Source organism: Arthrobacter sp. FW306-05-C, assembly GCF_021801725.1.
Classification (GTDB): domain Bacteria; phylum Actinomycetota; class Actinomycetes; order Actinomycetales; family Micrococcaceae; genus Arthrobacter.
In genome coordinates, this window is sequence record NZ_CP084556.1 from 1,237,479 (window position 1) to 1,255,484 (window position 18,006).

Genomic DNA, 18,006 nt, shown 5'->3' on the forward strand with positions numbered 1-18,006 from the left:
TGGCGGTACTCTAAAGACTGCACATCCTTTCCGCTACCGGCGCGAGCGCGCCCGCCAGGGAGCATGAACAAATGCCAAAGATCAGCCCCGAGCTGTTGTCCGTCCTGCGTTGCCCCGTGACCGGATCGCCCCTGGTCCAGGAGAGGGAGGAACTGGTGGCCACTGCCGCCGGGGACTCCGGCGTGAAGAACCGGTACGCCATCGAGGACGGGATCCCTTTGCTGCTGCCTCCGGAACTGCTGGCCGCAGCAGCCTCGGCAGGTTCGGACCAGCACGATCCCGCTGCAGCAGGGCAGTAATCCACCTGCATCCGCTTCACCTGCACTGGCTCTCACAGAAACAGCAGAACGGGGACTGGACCAGTACCCGGACCAAGCAAAGGACCACCCATGACTTTTGAGTACAAGGTTGCCGATATCTCCCTGGCGGAAGCCGGCCGCCACCAGATCCGCCTCGCGGAGCACGAGATGCCCGGCCTGATGTCCCTCCGTGAGGAGTTCGGCCCCTCCCAGCCGCTCAAGGGCGCCCGGATCGCCGGTTCCCTGCACATGACCGTGCAGACCGCTGTGCTGATCGAGACCCTTACTGCGCTGGGCGCGGAGGTCCGCTGGGCGTCCTGCAACATCTTCTCCACCCAGGACGAAGCCGCGGCGGCCGTGGTGGTGGGCAAGGGCACCGTCGAAGACCCGCAGGGCGTACCGGTGTTCGCGTGGAAGGGCGAGACCCTGGAGGAATACTGGTGGACCGCCGAGCAGATCCTGACCTGGCCCGGCGCTGAGTCCAACCCCGAGCTGGGCCCCAACATGATCCTTGACGACGGCGGCGACGCCACCATGCTGGTCCACAAGGGCGTGGAGTTCGAGGCCGTGGGCAATGTTCCCTCCGCCGATCCCGAGGACTCCGAAGAATACGGCATCTTCCTCGACGTGCTCCGCCGCTCCCTTGCCGCCGACCCCCGGAAGTGGACCAGGACTGCAGCCACGATCAAGGGCGTCAGCGAGGAAACCACCACCGGTGTGCACCGCCTGTACCAGCTGGCCGACCAGGGCAAGCTGCTCTTCCCGGCCATCAACGTCAACGATTCGGTGACCAAGAGCAAGTTCGACAACAAGTACGGCATCCGCCACTCCCTGCCGGACGGCATCAACCGGGCCACGGATGTGCTCATGGGCGGCAAGGTGGCCGTGGTCTGCGGCTACGGCGACGTCGGCAAGGGCGCGGCGGAAGCCCTGCGCGGCCAGGGCTCGCGCGTCATCGTCACCGAGATCGATCCCATCTGCGCGCTCCAGGCGGCCATGGACGGCTACCAGGTGGCCAAGCTGGAATCGGTCCTGGCCCAGGGCGACATCTTCATCACCACCACCGGCAACAAGGACGTCATCCTCGCCGAGCACATGTCCGGCATGAAGAACAAGGCCATCGTGGGCAACATCGGCCACTTCGACAACGAGATCGACATCGCCGGCCTGGCCCGCATCCCCGGGATCAAGAAGGTTGAAATCAAGCCGCAGGTCCACGAGTGGGTCTTCGACGAAGGCGCCGACGCGGAGCGCTCCATCATCGTCCTGTCCGAGGGCCGGTTGCTTAACCTCGGCAACGCCACGGGCCACCCGTCCTTCGTCATGAGCAACTCGTTCGCGAACCAGACCATCGCGCAGATCGAGCTGTGGACCAAGCGGGACCAGCACGAGTACGAAAACAAGGTCTACGTCCTGCCGAAGGTCCTGGATGAGAAGGTGGCCCGGCTGCACCTGGCCGCACTGGGCGTCGAGCTCACTGAACTGACCAAGGACCAGGCAGAATACCTGGACATCGACGTCGCGGGCCCGTACAAGCCCGAACACTATCGTTACTGAGACGTAAGGGCCCGGGCGCTGGACAAGCGCCCGGGCCGTTATTTTTTGCACGTAGGATCAAAAACATGGAGCCTGATGTAAAGCCCCGTCGCCGGGGGAAAATCAAGAAAATCCTTGCCGTGGTTGCCGTGTGTGTCCTGGCTGCCGTGGGCGGGGTTTTCGCCGCCGTCGCCCCGGGCCTTGCCGGCGGACCCCTGGAATCGGAAGCAGGCTCCGCACTGCGGACATCGCCCGGCATCGCGTCCCCCGTTGTCCCACCGGTGGCACTGGACGCCGTCCCCGCCAATGGCGCCAAGCAGGTGAACCCGGCCGCACCGGTTTCCCTGAAGGTGGGCAATGGGATCATCCAGCGCGTCACCCTCGCCAGTACGGCGGGGAAGACCGTCGACGGCAGCATCGACCCCAGCGGGACGACGTGGTCCGCCACCGGCCCCCTTGAGTTCAATACCGAGTACAGTTACACCTACGTGGTCAAGGATTCAGCAGGACGCGAAACCAGCACCACCCAGTCCTTCAATACCGTGTCCAGCTCCCATGAGGCCGACGCTGCCATCTACCCGCTGAACGGCATGAAGGTGGGTGTGGGCCAGCCACTGCAGATCATTTTCAGCGAGCCCGTGACTAACCGGGCCGCCGTTGAAAAGGCCATCAAGATCACCACTACGGCTGGGCAGGCCGGGGCTTTCCACTGGTACAGCGACACCATGGTCCGGTATCGTCCCGAAAACTTCTGGGCTGCGAACTCCACCATCACCATGGACATGCAGCTCTTCGGCGTTGACCTCGGGAACGGCCAGATTGCCAACTTCAACAAAAAGGTGAATGTCTCCATCGGCGACAAGAAGGTAGCCATAGCCGATGCCACAGCGCATACATTTACGCTGAGCATCAATGACCAGCCTGTGAAGACCCTGCCCGTCAGCATGGGGGACAAGCGGTTCCCCTCGGCCAAGGGATTCGCGGTGCTGATGGAGAAGAACCGATTTGACCACTTCCGGGCGGCGAGCATCGGGCTCAAGCCCGACGACCCCGCCTATTACGGTGAGGCGGACGTCGAGTACACCATCCGCCTCACGCTCAGCGGGGCCTATATCCACCAGGCGCTTGAGTCCGCGTATCCGTACATCGGCAACACCAACGTGTCCCACGGCTGCATTGGTTTCCTCCCGGATGGAGCGGCTTGGGTTTTCGACAACATGGGAACCGGGGACGTGGTCCAGATCATCAATACCGAAGGTGACTACGCGGCGCACACCGACGGCTTCGGCGACTGGAACATCCCGTGGAGCGAATACGACAACTAGGGTCAGTTGCCGAACGGCAACCGCTGCAGGCGCTGCCCCGTCTCGGTGTACCGGCGGCGTGACTGCGACAGCCTGGTGAATTCCCGGTTCCGCCGTTCGGCAACGACGGCGGCCAGAAAGTCATCGGGGCCCGTTCCGGGCGGCGGGGCAGGGGCTACGTGGGCGGACAGTTCGGCGGCGATCGAGGTGGCCATGCCTGCCCTGGACAGCGGGGCCATCCGGCCAGCCTGGCGGATGAACTGTGCTGCCCTGCGCGCCGTGGCGTCCGGGATGCGGCCAATGTCCGCGGCGGCAGCCCAGGACTGCAGGTACGGCGGCACGAAGACCCGGATAGCCTGCTCAGCCGGCACCCGGCTTCGGACGGCATAGGTTCCGGCCAGCAGGTCGCCCAGCCGCCGCGACTTATCGTTAAAGAGCGCCACGGCAAGGGCAAGGCCGCCGAACGTCAGGTAGATTTCCAAAAAACCGGTCAGTCCGCGGATCACGGCGTGCCGGAACCGGATGGCGCCGCCATCCTCCCGGACCACCCGCAGGCCCGTGGCCAGCTTGCCCAGCGACCGGCCCCTGCTCAGCGTCTCCACAGCCACCGGCACCACCACCAGGCAGAACACGACGGCGGCAAGGCCAAGGGCGCGTGCGGCCGCCGGGTCAAGATCCCGGCCGGCGGCCGACAAGCCAATCATGACCAGCACGAGCAGGACAACATGGACCACGACATCGATGGCCAGGCCCAGGGCGCGCGCGGCGAAACTGGCGGGCCGAAGCTCGAGTACTACGGCCTCTCCGGTGATGATTGGACCCACCCTGCGGCCCTGCCCTTCGCAGCTGATGTTGGTTGGTGCGGACGCTCAAAGTCTAATGCCGGGCGCTAGGCTGTAGCCGTGGACATGGATGCCTTTGCCGCCGTCAATGCGGACAAATGGGCGCGGTTGCAGGAGCTTGCCGGCAAAGGCAGGCTGACAGGCGCCGAAGCCGACGAATTGCTGGCGCTTTACCAGTCCACGTCCGGGCACCTGTCCCTGGTCCGTTCCGTGGCCCCGGAAAGCGGGCTGTCGGCGTCCCTGTCCGCCACGCTGGCCCTGGCAAGGACCCGCTTCACCGGCGCCAGGTCCAACGTTGTGGCCGACCTGGCACGGTTCTTCGTGGTGGCCCTTCCGGCCGCGCTGTACCGGCTGGCCTGGCTTACCCTGGCCTGCGGCGCAGCATTCGTCCTCATCGCGGCCGCCTACGCCATATGGATCGGAACATCCCCTGAAGCCCTTCGGGCCGTGGCGTCCGAAACCGCCGCAGCCCAGTACGTGGACCAGGACTTCATCAACTACTACTCGGAAAACCCTGCAGCGTCCTTCGCCGGCGCCGTATGGACAAACAACGCGTGGATCTGTGCCCAGGCAGTGGCCCTGGGCATTACCGGGGTGTGGGTTCCGATGATCCTGTTCAGCAATGCGCAGGGGGTGGGCGTCGCTGCCGGAATCTTCGCCTCAGCGGGCAAGTCCGATGTGTTTTACAGCTACATCCTGCCCCACGGATTGATGGAGCTCACCGCCGTCTTCATTGCCTCTGCCGCGGGCCTGCGGATCTTTTGGGCCATGGTCGCGCCCGGCCCCCGCACCCGTGGCCGGGCGGTGGCCGAGGAAGGCCGGTCACTGGTCACGGTGGCCCTGGGGCTGGTCCTCGTTCTTTTCGTCTCGGGGCTGGTTGAAGGGTTCGTCACCCCCAGTCCACTGCCCTCCTGGGCCAGGATCGGCATTGGCGCGGCCGTACTCGCCGCGTACTGGGTGTATGTCCTGGTGTGGGGCAGGCGGGCGTTCCTGTCGGGGGAACGCGGGGACATCCGCCGGGAAGACGCCGGCTACACGGAAATCGCTGCCTGAATCGTTGTAATCCTGCCGGGGTGGTTCCTCGCCGAGCGGAAGTTCCGGACGGTAGGCTCGTCTGCAGAATCAATCGCGCCGGCGAACTGGGACCGGTGCGGAACCCAACGGAAGTGACGCTGCTGTGAATGACGAAACACCGGCCCGCGCCAAAAGCGCTGCGCCGCAGCCGGAACCTTTCCTGGATACGTCCGGGGATTCCGACGAGCCCGCGTTCTCCTGGCTGGCGCCTACGGACGGAGACACGTCCGACGGGAACAAGCCGAATGCAGACAAGCCGAATGCTGACAAGTCGGATGCAGACGGTACCAGTGCTGATAAGACCAGTGGGGACAAAACCCCTGGGGGCAGGACCGCCGCTGACCTGTCTGACGGAAACATGCCCGGCGGGGGAGGACCAGGCACGGGAGTGACCGGCAGTGAAAGCAACCGCGAGGCACGCCGGGACACGCGCAATTCCGCACAGCCTGAAAGCCGGGCCGACCGGAAGGCTGCGGAAGCCGCCGTCGGATCTTCCGCCCTTGGGAATCCTGCCTCCGCGCGTCCCGGTGCGGGGCTCTCGGCAGCCGGTGCGTCGACGGCCGGCTCGTCCGCAACCGGGTCCTCCACGACCGGATCCGCTGCGGACCAGCGGGACGGCACCGATTCTCCTGTGTTCAAGGAACCCCTTCCGACGTCGGCACTGCACGTGCGTCCCCCGGAGGAGGAAGTGGAGCGCCGCAACGCGCAGCGTGAAAGCGCGGCCAATGCCAAGCCGGTGGCGCCGCGCGTCATGCAGGTCCTGCTCGCGGTCATCTATCCGGTTATCCTCCTGATCCTGGCCGTCCGGGCCGTGACCAGCCCGCTCTTCCTCTGGGTGGAATACAACCGGCCCGGCTTCCCGGGCGACGGCTACGGCTTCAACACCGACGACCGGATGACCTATGGTTCCTACGCCGTGGACTACCTCAGCAACTGGGCGGGCCCGCGTTACCTGGGTGACCTGGTGAGCCGCAGCGGCGAAAAACTCTTCAAGGACGGCGAAGTCAGCCACATGGCGGACGTCAAAGTTGTCATCCTGTCGACCTTCGGCGCCGGCGTTTTGCTGCTCCTCCTTGCCCTGATCGCCATCCTGTACCTGCGCAAGCGCAGCACCGGCGGGATCAGGCGCGGCCTTTTCGCCGGCTCCATCATCACGCTGGTCCTGATCCTGGGCCTCGGTACGCTGGCGGCCCTGGGCTGGCAGCAGTTCTTTACCGAGTTCCACCGGATTTTCTTCGCCGACGGGTCCTGGACCTTCAGCCTGGACGATACCCTGATCCGGCTGTTCCCCAGCCAGTTCTGGATGGATGCCGGCATCGCCATCGCGGCGATGGTGCTCCTGGCTTCCATCGTGACGCTGGTGCTTACCTGGCCCACGCGCCGCCGCCGTGGCGTAGGACGCGGGGAAGAGCCGGCAAGGGCTGGGCAGGGAAAGCCTGACCAGGAAACGGCGGAGCAGGAAAAGGCCTCTCAGCCGTAGATCTTGGCGATCTCCGCCTGGAACTCCCTGACGACGGCGGACCGCTTCAGTTTCAGCGACGGCGTCAGGTGCCCGGACTCCACGCTGAACTCAGCGTCCAGCAGCCGGAAGGTGCGCACGGACTCCGCCTTCGACACCATCTTGTTTGCCAGGTCCACGGCTTCCTGAAGGGCAGCCAGGACCTGGGAGTCACTGGCCGCTTCACTGAGGGGGAGCGGGGGCAGGCCCCGCTCGGCGCGCCAGTCGGCAACGCCTTCCGGGTCCAGGGTCAGGAGGGCTGATACGTAGGGCTTGCCGTCACCCACCACCACTGCATGGGCCACGAGCTGGTGGCTCCGGATCATCTCTTCCAGCGGCCCGGGGGCAACGTTCTTGCCGCCGGCCGTTACCAGGAGGTCCTTCTTCCGGCCCGTGACCGTGAGGAAGCCCTCCTTGTCCAGCTCGCCAAGATCGCCGGTGCGAAAGAAGCCGTCCACGAACGCTTCGGCGTCCGCGGCCGGGTTGTCGTGGTACCCCCGGAAAACACCGATTCCCTTGACCAGGATTTCGCCGTCTTCGGCCACGCGGATGGTGGTCCCGGGGATGGGGATGCCCACCGTTCCCACCCTGTTGCGGGAGGGTGTGTTCACGGTGCACGGCGCCGTGGTTTCGGTCAACCCGTAGCCTTCGAGGACGGGAATGCCCACCCCCCGGAAGAAGTGTGCGTCTTCCGAAGCAAGGGGGCTGGCCCCGGAGACGGTGTACTCCACCTCGCCGCCGAACGCCTGTCGCAGCCTCGGGTAGACCAGCCGGTCAAACACCGCGTGCCGGGCCCGGCTCAGCAGTCCCGGGCCGGGACCCTCGCCACGGTTTAGCCGGTCCTGTTCGCGCGAGTAGGCAATGGCTGCAGCGGACGCGGCATCGAACACCCGTCCCTTGCCTGCCACCGCCGCCTTGTGAGCGGCCGTTGCCCGGACTTTCTCGAAGATGCGCGGCACCACCAGCAGGAACGTGGGCCGGAAGGTGCCAAGGTCTTCGAGGAGCTGCGCCGCCCCCGGGCTGTGGCCCACGGTTGCGCCGGCGGCTACACAGACCACCTGGACCGCCCGGGCCAGGACGTGGGCCAGCGGCAGGAACATCAAAGTGCGCGCCATATCCTTCTGCAGGATCTCCGGCAGGAACGCCACGATGTTCTTGGCCACCAGGGCGAAGTTCCCGTGCGTGATCTCGCACCCTTTGGGTTTGCCCGTGGTGCCCGACGTATATACCAGCGAGGCGAGGTCCGCCAGGCCTGCACGGGTGCGCTGCCGCTCCAGTTCAGCGTCGCTGACTCCGGCGCCTGCAGCGGCGAGGCTGGCAAGGTCGGGGGCCTCGCCGTCGTAATCCATCCGCACCACGTTGACCAGGCGGTCGCTGAGCTCGGCAGAGGCCGCCACCACGCCGGTGACCAGCTGCACCATGGCGCGTTCGCCGGCGAAGACCCGCCGGACCCCGGCGTCGCGGATGATCCACTCCACCTGGCTCGCGGAGGACGTCTCATAGATCGGCACCGTAACGCCGCCGGCGAACCAGATGGCAAAGTCCACCAAGGTCCACTCATAGGAGGTACGGGACATCACGGCCACGGTGTCACCCGGTTCCAGGCCGCCGGCAATGAGCCCCTTGGCCAGCGCGCTGACGTCCTGGAGGAATTTCTGCACGGGAACATCCACCCAGCCGTTGGGGCCCTTCCGGCGGTACAGGGCACGGGCCGGGTTGGCGGCGTGCTGCTCCAGCAGCAGGTCGGTCACGTTGCTGTTGGCGTCCATCTCAACCAGCAGTTCGGTGCTTGCTTCTCTCACAGCAGGTCTCCGTTTCCGCTGCCACGCCGCGGCAGCGGCTCCTTCAGGTCTCTGTTGACATCCTGCCCTAGATCCAGGACGGCATCCACATCCGGACCTTCCAGTCGACGTAGGGGATGACTTCGGCAGTCCAGATCGGGTAGAAAAAGGCCGACAGCAGGACCGCCGCCACAAGGAACAGGACCACCAGGTACAGGCCGGAGCGGCGGCGCCAGGGCGGGTCCGTGGCCCTGCCCAGGACCAACCCGAGGCAGTACACCAGCGCCAGGACCAGGAACGGCTCGAAGGACACCGCGTAGAAGTAGAACATGGTCCGCTCCGGGTACATGAACCACGGAAGGTAGCCGGCGGCGACACCTGCCAGCACGGCACCCGCGCGCCAGTCCCGGCGTCCGGCCCACCAAAAGAGCAGGACCACCAGCGAGATGGCCGCCGACCACCAGATCAGCGGATTTCCGACGGACAGAATGGCCGATGTGAACTTCTCCACGTCACAGCCCGGAGTGCCCTGGGGCGGGGATTCATAGAAAAACGACGTGGGCCGTCCCATCACCAGCCAGCTCCAGGCGCTGGCCTGGTAAGGGTGCTCGGCGCTGAGGCCCTGGTGGAACTTGTACGCTTCCAAGTGGTAGTGGACCAGGGAGCGGACGGAGTTGGGGAGCCAGCCCCATTCGGCTGACGGATTGCTTTCCGCCCAATGGCGGAAGTAGGCGTTGTCGGACAGGAACCAGCCCGTCCAGGTGGCGGCATAGATGAGCCCTGCCACGGGAACCATGCCGAGGAACGCGGGGATCCCGTCCCGGATCACGCCGCCGCTGATCCAGCCGCGGATGCCGGCGACCCGGCGCGCGTTGAGGTCCCACAGCACGGTGAGGATGCCGAATCCGGCGAGGAAGAACAGGCCGGACCACTTGGTTCCCACGGCCAGGCCCATGCAGACGCCCGCGGCGACCCGCCACCAGCGCACGCCCAGCCACGGCCCGGACAGCAGCGCACCTTCCGGCGGCTGCCCGCCGTTGGCGGCAGCGGCCCGGGCCAGCCGTGCGGCAAGCCGGCGGCGTCCGTCGTCGCGGTCCATCAGCAGGGCGCCGAAGGCGGCAAGGATCCAGAACGTGAGGAAGATGTCCAGCAGCGAGGTCCGGGACATTACCAGGTGATGGCCGTCGACGGCGAGGAGCAGCCCGGCGGCGCCGGCCAGCGGAAGCGAGCGGAACAGTTTCAGTGCGACCAGGGAGACCAACAGGACGGTGAGGGTGCCGGTGAGGGCTGCGGCGAAGCGCCAGCCGAACGGGTTCTCCGGCCCGAACAGCCACATGCCCGCGGCGATCATCCATTTGCCTACCGGCGGGTGGACCACATACTCGGGGGTGCCCAGCAGGACGTCGGGATTGCCGGTGTTGAAGGCATCATTCGCTTTGTCCGGCCAGCTGCGTTCGTAGCCGCTGATGAGGTAGGAGTAGGCATCCTTGACGTAGTACGTCTCGTCGAACACCAGCTTGTGCGGAACCTCGAGGCGGATGAACCGGAGGAGGCCGCCAATGACTGCCGTCAGGACCGGAACCAGGACGAACCAAAGACGGAGCGACGGCGGGTAGTCACGCCACGAGGTACCGGTACCAATCAGCCTTGCCCGCAGCGCCTCGACGGTGAACGCCTCATCCGGCCGGCTGATCCAGGACTGGGCAGCCTTCCCGTGAGGCTCCACCGCTGTGGCGCCTGCTGAAGGGGATGCCGCCAGGCTGCGTTTCCAGGCCCCGGCGGGCCGCGTCGAGGTCTGCGTCACGAGCCCCATGCTACCTTTTGCGGCTGGAAGACCCGGCAGCAGTAGGCTTGGTAGGTGGACCCGAACCCCAGCCCCCTCCCCGAGCCCGCCCCTTCGACTGTGGGGCGGATCGTCCTTGCCGCCACACCGATCGGGAACACCGGCGACGCCTCCGCCCGGCTCGTGGAACTGCTGGGCACGGCAGACATCGTCGCCGCCGAGGACACCCGGCGGCTCCACCGCCTGGTCCAGAGCCTGGGCGTTACCGTGGCCGGCCGCGTCATCAGCTACCACGAACACAACGAGGCCACCCGGACGGCCGAACTCCTTGACCACGTGCGTGCCGGCAGCACGCTCCTCATGGTGACCGACGCCGGCATGCCTGCGGTTTCGGATCCCGGTTTCCGGCTGGTTGAGGGCGCCATTGCGGCGGGGCTTACCGTCACCGCCGTCCCCGGCCCCTCAGCCGTGCTCACGGCACTGGCGCTGTCCGGCCTGCCGACGGACCGGTTCTGCTTCGAAGGGTTCCTTCCCCGCAAAGCCGGCGAAAGGGCCTCCCGCCTCGCCGATCTCGCGGGGGAGCGGCGCACCATGGTCTTCTTCGAAGCTCCGCACCGGTTGGAAGCCATGCTGCGGGCCCTGCGGGAGCGCTTCGGCCCGGACCGTCCCATCGCCGTCTGCCGGGAGCTGACCAAGACGTACGAGGAAGTCATCCGCGGCACTGTAGGCGAACTCCTCACTTGGGCTGAGGAGAATGAGGTGCGCGGCGAGATCGCCGTGGTGCTCGGCGGTGCGCCGGAACAGGCAGCCGGAACCCCGGAAGACCACGTCGCGGCAGTCAACGAGCTGGTGAACCAGGGCATCCGGTTGAAGGAGGCTGTAGCCGCCGTTGCCGATGACGCGCGCGTGAGCAAGCGGGAACTGTATTCGGCTGTGCTCGCCGCCCGGTAACCTCCGCAGGGGCCTTCCGATTCCTGTGCAGCTGCACAGCAAAGCTGCGATTCTGCAGTGCGCAACGGCGTAGACCCTGGCGGTGCCCCGCAGTAGTCTGGCTGTTAATCAGCCCCATGATCCCGGTCACTCCGAACCGCGGCGGCGGGCTGCCACAACCCTACTGACGAGGGAGTCATCGTGACTGTCACTGCACAGCCGGCCGTTACCGCCGAGCGCGAAACCCGGCTTTTGGCCTCCGTTCCCACCGGGCTGCTCATCGATGGTGAGTGGCGCGACGCCGCTTCGGGCAAGACGTTCGACGTCGAGGATCCCGCTACCGGGAAGGTGCTGCTGAGCATTGCCGACGCCGGCCCCGAGGACGGTGCGGCCGCCCTGGACGCCGCCGCCGTTGCCCAGGAATCCTGGGCGAAGGTGCCGCCCCGGGAACGCGGCGAAATCCTGCGCCGTGCCTTCGACATGGTGACCGAACGGGCAGAAGACTTCGCCCTCCTGATGACTTTGGAAATGGGCAAGCCGCTGGCCGAGGCCCGCGGTGAAGTGACCTACGGCGCCGAGTTCCTGCGCTGGTTCTCCGAAGAAGCAGTCCGCGCCTTTGGCCGCTATTCCGTCTCACCCGATGGCAAGTCCCGGCTCCTGGTGGCCAAGAAGCCGGTGGGTCCCTGCCTGCTGATCACACCGTGGAACTTCCCGCTGGCCATGGCCACCCGCAAGATCGCCCCGGCCGTCGCCGCGGGCTGCACCATGGTGTTGAAGTCTGCAAACCTGACGCCCCTGACGTCCCAGCTGTTCGCGGCCGTCATGCAGGAAGCCGGCCTCCCGGCCGGTGTCCTCAACGTCATCCCCACGTCCACGGCCGGGGCCACCACCGGGCCCCTGATCAAGGACTCCCGGCTGCGCAAGCTCTCCTTCACCGGCTCCACCGAAGTGGGACGCCGACTGCTGGCCGATGCGTCCGAAAATGTGCTGCGGACCTCCATGGAGCTCGGCGGCAACGCCCCGTTCCTGGTGTTCGAGGACGCCGACCTGGACGCCGCTGTCACCGGTGCCATGGCAGCCAAGCTGCGGAACATGGGCGAGGCCTGCACGGCGGCCAACCGCTTCATCGTCCACGAGTCCGTGGCCGGCGAATTCGCCGAGAAGTTCGCCGCGAAGATGAAGGAAATGACCACCGCCCGCGGAACCGAACCCGAATCCAAGGTAGGCCCGCTGATCGACGCCAAGAGCCGTGACAAGGTCCACGAACTGGTGTCCGATGCCCTCGCCTCCGGCGCCAAGGCAGTCCTGGGCGGTGCACCGGTGGAGGGGCCGGGCTACTTCTACCAGCCCACCATCCTGTCCGGTGTTTCCGAGGGGAGCCGTATCCTTTCCGAGGAAATCTTTGGCCCTGTTGCCCCGATCATCACCTTCAGCAGCGAAGACGAGGCAGTGCGGCTGGCGAACAACACCGAATACGGCCTGGTGGCCTACGTGTTCACCAAGGACATCAACCGCGGCATCCGGATGGGTGAAAAGCTTGAAACGGGCATGCTCGGCCTGAACGCCGGTGTCATCTCCAACGCGGCCGCACCCTTCGGCGGCGTCAAGCAGTCGGGCCTGGGACGTGAAGGCGGCCTGGAAGGCATCGAGGAATACCTCTACACCCAGTACATCGGCATCGCCGACCCCTACGCCGGCTAGCACCCGGCCCGCCCGCAACCGCAGGCCAACCGCAAAGTGCCGCCCGGAGTTTTCCCGGGCGGCACTTTCGTGTCACCGTCCGCCTGCCCCGCGGCCGCCGTCGTGCCTGTCCAGGTTCGCCGGCCCTCCCGTGGCCACGGGCCGGACCGAAGCGCCGGTGGCGGCAGAAGTGCCGCGCCCGGACCGGAAACGCCCCGCCGCGTGCCCGGCAGCGCGCAGGGCCCTGCCGGCCGCGCGGAACGGCCAACGGAGCAGCAGGCCCAGCCGCCGGGTGACCGACGCGGGAAGCCACGTCGCGGCCAGGCGCCTGGGCAGTGTGGCATTGGCCCGCAGTGATGCTTCCACAGCGGCAACCCCGCCGGCGACGTCCGCACCTGCCGTACGGACGCGGACGCTGGTCCCTTGGGAACTGCCGGCGCTCTGGGCGCCGCCGCCGGGTCGGCCGTACCGGTAGTGCTCGAACGCGGAGGTGAGTGAGGCAACTGCGTCGTGCGCGTCCTTGTCCATGCCGCCCGGCTCGCCCAGCAGCTTTTCCCTGAATCGTGCGGAATAGGCCCTGGGCGTTTCGCTGTCGGCGGCGGGTAGGCCGTAATCGGTGCCAAGGTCCCTGAACTCATCCCACGCCTGTGGGACAGCCTGTTCGGGGCGCTTTGGCCGCAGCCTGCGGGACCGGGTGCCCGCGCGAACCAGGTGCGGGGCGGCCGCCAGAAGCACCAGTGCCGCAACTCCGGCCGCGCCAATGAGCCAGGGCATCAATTCGGGGCCGCCGCCGGTACTGTTGCCGGCGCCCGGAGCAGCCTGGGCTGTGGCGCTGGGCGTTGGCGTTGGCACCAGGGCGCTATCGGGGACGAGCCCGTCGTTGTTGCCCAGGGAGTCCGGGACCGATGGGGCTGACGCTTCAGTGGCGTAATCCGGGACCACTCCCCGGGACGGCGTCGGTTCGAAGGGCACCCATCCCAGGCCCTGGAAGTACAGTTCCGGCCAGGCGTGGGCGTCGCGGGCGTCTGCCTCGTATTCCGGGAGGGCACCCTGGCCGGCCACCGTTACCGTGGCCCCGGTCAACCTTCCGGGGGCATACCCCACCGCGATCCGGCTGGGAATTCCTTCAAGCCTGGCCATCACCGCCATCGCCGAGGCGTAGTGGATGCAGTAGCCGCTCTTTTGCTGCAGGAAGTCCGCCAGGACGGAGAGGCCGTTGCCGTCGTACCCGCCCTGCACCGGCGCCTGCAGAGAGTAGGTGAACTCGGACGAGCGGAGGTACTTCTGGATGGACATGGCCTTTTGGAAGGGTGTTCCCGCCGTGCCGGCGACCGCTTGTGCCGTGGTTTTGACGATGTCCGGGACGTTGCCCGGGATCCGGGAGAAGATATCCGGGATGCCGCGGGCCGGCCCTGTGGACTGCGCCAGGAGCGCCGACGAGAGCCTGGGCACTGCCGAGGTCACCAGGTATTCCTGCCGCCGGGTGGTGGTGTCGGTGCCCTTGATGCTCAGGGTGGCGGGATCCCAGGTCCATTGGCCGCCCAGGCCGCGCACGGTTTCGGGCGCGTAGGGGACCGGCAGGTAGGGGCTGGTGAAGGACCCGGCGTCGACGGCAGTGACCAGCCGTACCTGCTCGTCGGCCAGGACTGCGTAACCGGGGTCGATCCTGCCATCAAGGGGTACCCGGGATGCGGTGCGGTCGTCCGGTCCCCACGAATCGCCGTCGAAGTTGTCCACTGTGACGGACCTCAGGTAGAGGGGATTGGGCGAGTTCGTGGCATAGGTGATCCTGCCGCTGCCATCGGGGGCGCGGAGGCTGTTGCCCAGCGTGATCATCGGATTGAGGCCGGTGGCAGAACTCCACGGGTTGAGCCTCGACCCCTGGGGGAAAGTGCCGCTGTCGAAGCCGGGAATGGCCACGGGCAGCACCAGTGCGGCTGCCAGTGCCACGGCGCCGGTCAGTACGGCGCGCCGCACCAGGCCGGGGCTGCGCGCGGAACCGCCCTGCAACCTGCCGTCCGGGGCGAACCACTGGCTGCAGCCCAGGATGAGCAGGTATCCCGCTGCCGTGGCAGCAAAACTCCATACCCCTATGCTTTGGGGTTTGATCATCGCCGGCACCACCAGTAAGGCCAACAACCCGGTGCCTGAGGCGGCCGGCATGCCCAGTGGGACCGCAAGCGCGTCGACCAGGATGACTGCCAGGCCCAGCACGGCACAGACCACCATGACGATCCCGGCGTTGGGCGCCACCGGCGCGGTCTCCGACAGCACCGTCTCGCTGGCCCGCCGGACCAGCCGGTCCAGCTCGGGAAGGGTGGCGCCGGTGGGGACCACCCAGAGGAAACTGGAACTGCGGAAGAACGTCAGCGTCAGGACAGCGGCCAGTACCACGAATCCACCCGCGGTGACCAGCAGGGGCTGGGCGCGGAGGGAACGCAGCGCGGCCAGGGTGAGCGCCACCGCCAGCACGGTGGTCATCGCCGGCCAGAACCAGTTCCAGCCGCGGAGTACGCCGTTCAGGGACAGGGCCGCGCCGCAGACAGCCACTGCGATGGCCGCCGCCATGGCCCAGGGATAAACGCCCGGCCGTGTCCGGCCGGCGGGTGGATCGGGCTGCGCCTGCTGCCCGGCGCCTCTTGCCCGCGCCGGTGCCATGGTCATCGTGCCACCCCCGCTCCGCGCCCTGCCTCCGGTGCCGGACGCGTCGGCAGGGCAAGGTCCTGGTCGAACCCGCCCCACACAGCAGCCAGCTGCGCCTTTGGCGCCACGGCCACTGCCCGCCACCCGGTCTGCCGAAGCACCTCGAGGACTTCCTGGTATTCCGCGGGCCGTTCCACTGCCACCAAAGCCATGGCGTTGGTGGCGGAGGCGGCAGCAGGCGCCAGCGCTGCGGCCTCCTGTGCAGTGATGCGTCCCAGCACTGCGATCAGGGGTCCCCGCATCCGGTGTGCGGAGATCTTGTCCATCAGGTGGTCATCGAATGCCGGGGGCTCCTGCTCATTGCCTGCCGATGTCCGGGTCCCTGTTGCCACCTCCGCCTGCGGGTTCCGGCCCGTCATGTCCCGAAGGACGCCGTCCCGCCGCGGGCGGGTTGTTCCGGACAGGTGGATTGCGGCCAGGCTTTCGGCAATGGACTGCAGACCTGAGGTCCCGCTGAATTCTTCCGCTCCCGGGTCAGGGGAAGACGGCGAGTGGAGGAATGCCGGGTTTCCGCCGGTGTCCAGCAGCCGCAGGCTGTAGTTTCGCTCCGCGAGGTGTGCACTGATGGACATGGCGGCAACGACTGCCCACTCGAACGTCCCGCTGGTGGCCAGCGCATGCCCGTCCTGGCCGGGAAGGCCAGGCATTGCCGTTCCGGGACCCCCGGCAAACGCGCCGGAACGGTGGTCAAGGATGATGGTGGCCTCCGGAGTGGTGACCGATTCCTCCTGCCGGACCATCAGGGCCCCGTGCCTGGCGGTAGCGGCCCAATGGACCCTCCGCATCGGGTCGCCGTGCCGGTACTCACGGGTCATGACATCGTCATCGCTGGGGTTTGCCCGGACACGGGTGGCGGTGACTCCATCGTTGCCGCGCGCACCGGCCAGCAGCGTGGCAGGAAGGGCGACGGCGGCAGGCGTCACGGTGAGGACGTCGCCGTCGTCGATCGCCTGGCGGTGCAGCGCGAGTCCGAAGGGATCGGTGAACTCGGCGGTGACCGGCCCGATTCGAAACTGGCCGCGGTGCCGTGAGGTGAGGTGGTACTCATAGCGGCTGGTGCCGCCGGTGGCGGAACGGGACGGGAACCGGAAAGCCGGTGCGTGGCCGAACTGTGTCGGCAGCCGCTCCTCCATGGCGACTCGGCCGCTGCCCGGGCCGGACCGGGCGACGGCAAGGTGGACTGCCGCCGGGGCCGAGGTCTCCACCGGGGAAGGATTGAACTCGCGGTAGACCCGGAACCGGGGTTTGACCAGCCGGACGCCGGCAAGGCAGACGAGTGGAAGCACCAGCAGGAGTAACGCCAGCGTCAGGAGGTCCCGGCGCCCCATGACCTGAGCCGCGGCGAGCGTGAAGGCTCCGGCGGCGAGCATGCCCCACCCGCGCCTGGTGAACAGGTGCCGCGGAAGCTTGTCCAGCAGGGCCATGCTGGTTTCCTAGCGGTTCCTGCTGCCGGCGGCAGCATCCCTGCCCGGTTGGCCGGGCTGCTCTTGCGGAACGGGCAGCCGGGACAGGATGCCCCGCAGGACACTGTGCGGCGTCTCGCCTGCGCCCGCGGCCTTCCGGTCAAGGATGATGCGGTGTGCCAGGACGGCTTCGGCCACGTCCCTCACGTCGTCCGGCAGAACGAAGTCGCGTCCGTCCAGCGCGGCCGTGGCCTTGGCGGCACGCAGCAGTTGCAGCAGGGAACGGGGGCTGGCGCCCAGCCGCAGCAGCGGGCTTTCCCTGGTGGCCCTGCCCAATGACACCGTGTATTCCTTCAGCGATTCGGAAACGAAGACCTGCTGGACGGCAGCGGTCATGCCTGCAACATCCGACGCGGTGACCACGGGGGAGACGTGGGCCAGCGGCGAGACTGCCTGGTGGGTTTCCAGCATCTCGATCTCCGCGTCCTTGTCCGGATACCCCATGGAAATGCGGGCCATGAACCGGTCCCGCTGGGCTTCCGGCAGGGGATATGTCCCCTCCATCTCGATGGGGTTCTGGGTGGCAACCACCATGAACGGCTCATCGAGCTTGTAGGTGTTGCCGTCCACCGTGACCTGGTGCTCCTCCATGCACTCAAGGAGGGCCGACTGTGTCTTGGCGGAGGCGCGGTTGATTTCGTCGCCGATGACGATGTTTGCGAACACCGCGCCCGGCCGGAATTCAAAGAGCCTCGAGGCTTGGTTGTAGATGGACACCCCGGTGACGTCCGAGGGCAGCAGGTCGGGCGTGAACTGGATGCGGCTGACGGTGCAGTCGATGGTCCGGGCGAGGGTCTTTGCCAGCAGCGTTTTGCCGACGCCGGGCACATCCTCCACCAGCAGGTGGCCCTGCGCGAGGAGCACGGTAAGCGCCAGCTTGGCGGCCTCGGACTTGCCGTCAATGACCGTGTTGACGGTGGTCAGGATGCGCTGCGCCGCCTCGTGGAAGGACTCCGGGTCCGTGGCCGGCGGCCGGTGCCCGTTCAGGTGGCTGACGGAATCAGGCACGCCGGCCAGGTTGAGGTTCGCTGCGCTTCCACTGGTGGCGGTGCGTCGGTGCGGTTCCATCGGCAACCTTTCAGCCCGGGTTTCACCTGGACGGGACAGCAAGCC

Annotated in this window: 13 protein-coding genes; 7 read left to right on the forward strand and 6 right to left on the reverse strand. The window is 67.2% G+C overall.

The genetic code is table 11. The annotated features are described in order from the left end of the window. Positions 1-71 precede the first annotated feature (71 nt). The 3 genes from LFT44_RS05810 (at position 72) to LFT44_RS05820 (ending at position 3,160) form a co-directional block, all read left to right on the forward strand. Positions 72-299, forward strand: coding sequence for a Trm112 family protein (locus LFT44_RS05810; protein ID WP_236801661.1), 228 nt, complete (start codon positions 72-74; stop codon positions 297-299). 90 nt (positions 300-389) lie between these two features. Beyond that, entirely contained in the window at positions 390-1,856 is a 1,467-nt protein-coding gene (gene ahcY, locus LFT44_RS05815) for an adenosylhomocysteinase (RefSeq protein WP_236801678.1), read from the forward strand. A 65-nt stretch (positions 1,857-1,921) separates the two neighbouring features. After that, positions 1,922-3,160 carry a L,D-transpeptidase gene (locus LFT44_RS05820; RefSeq protein WP_236801695.1) on the forward strand — a complete coding sequence of 413 codons (1,239 nt, stop codon included), beginning with the start codon at positions 1,922-1,924 and terminating at the stop codon, positions 3,158-3,160. A 2-nt stretch (positions 3,161-3,162) separates the two neighbouring features. Here the strand turns inward: LFT44_RS05820 and LFT44_RS05825 are convergent, their stop codons facing one another. Next, positions 3,163-3,963 (reverse strand): RDD family protein, encoded by an 801-nt coding sequence (locus LFT44_RS05825; protein WP_236801696.1) that lies wholly within the window; start codon positions 3,961-3,963, stop codon positions 3,163-3,165. A gap of 78 nt (positions 3,964-4,041) precedes the next feature. Here LFT44_RS05825 and LFT44_RS05830 point away from each other — a divergent pair, with 78 nt between their 5' ends. Together LFT44_RS05830 and LFT44_RS05835 are read left to right on the forward strand one after the other, a co-directional pair. Further along, positions 4,042-5,034, forward strand: coding sequence for a stage II sporulation protein M (locus tag LFT44_RS05830; RefSeq protein ID WP_236801697.1), 993 nt, complete (start codon positions 4,042-4,044; stop codon positions 5,032-5,034). Positions 5,035-5,158: 124 nt separating this feature from the next. Then, positions 5,159-6,535 (forward strand): TIGR01906 family membrane protein, encoded by a 1,377-nt coding sequence (locus LFT44_RS05835; protein ID WP_236801700.1) that lies wholly within the window; start codon positions 5,159-5,161, stop codon positions 6,533-6,535. Here LFT44_RS05835 and LFT44_RS05840 read toward each other — a convergent pair. Then, positions 6,526-8,355: an AMP-dependent synthetase/ligase gene (locus LFT44_RS05840; RefSeq protein WP_236801701.1), complete on the reverse strand. Its 1,830-nt coding sequence runs from the start codon at positions 8,353-8,355 to the stop codon at positions 6,526-6,528. The two genes, LFT44_RS05835 and LFT44_RS05840, sit on opposite strands and share 10 nt — an antisense overlap. A gap of 67 nt (positions 8,356-8,422) precedes the next feature. Continuing rightward, complete coding sequence (locus tag LFT44_RS05845) at positions 8,423-10,147, reverse strand: dolichyl-phosphate-mannose--protein mannosyltransferase (RefSeq protein ID WP_236801711.1); 1,725 nt, start codon at positions 10,145-10,147, stop codon at positions 8,423-8,425. 45 nt (positions 10,148-10,192) lie between these two features. On the opposite strand from LFT44_RS05845, the gene rsmI reads away from it, so the two are divergent. Both rsmI and LFT44_RS05855 read left to right on the forward strand, forming a co-directional pair. Then, entirely contained in the window at positions 10,193-11,068 is an 876-nt protein-coding gene (gene rsmI / locus LFT44_RS05850; protein WP_236801723.1) for a 16S rRNA (cytidine(1402)-2'-O)-methyltransferase, read from the forward strand. Positions 11,069-11,248: 180 nt separating this feature from the next. Continuing rightward, on the forward strand, positions 11,249-12,748 hold the full coding sequence (locus tag LFT44_RS05855; protein ID WP_236801725.1) for an NAD-dependent succinate-semialdehyde dehydrogenase: 1,500 nt from the start codon (positions 11,249-11,251) through the stop codon (positions 12,746-12,748). Positions 12,749-12,820: 72 nt separating this feature from the next. On the opposite strand, the gene LFT44_RS05860 is transcribed toward LFT44_RS05855, so the two are convergent. The 3 genes from LFT44_RS05860 to LFT44_RS05870 are packed head-to-tail and all read right to left on the reverse strand — an operon-like array spanning position 12,821 to position 17,961. Continuing rightward, complete coding sequence (locus LFT44_RS05860; protein WP_236801730.1) at positions 12,821-15,391, reverse strand: transglutaminase family protein; 2,571 nt, start codon at positions 15,389-15,391, stop codon at positions 12,821-12,823. After that, complete coding sequence (locus LFT44_RS05865; protein ID WP_236801731.1) at positions 15,388-16,854, reverse strand: DUF58 domain-containing protein; 1,467 nt, start codon at positions 16,852-16,854, stop codon at positions 15,388-15,390. Before LFT44_RS05865 ends, LFT44_RS05860 begins: the two co-directional genes overlap by 4 nt. A 9-nt stretch (positions 16,855-16,863) precedes the next feature. Beyond that, complete coding sequence (locus tag LFT44_RS05870; protein ID WP_236801732.1) at positions 16,864-17,961, reverse strand: AAA family ATPase; 1,098 nt, start codon at positions 17,959-17,961, stop codon at positions 16,864-16,866. Between the last annotated feature and the right edge of the window lie 45 nt (positions 17,962-18,006).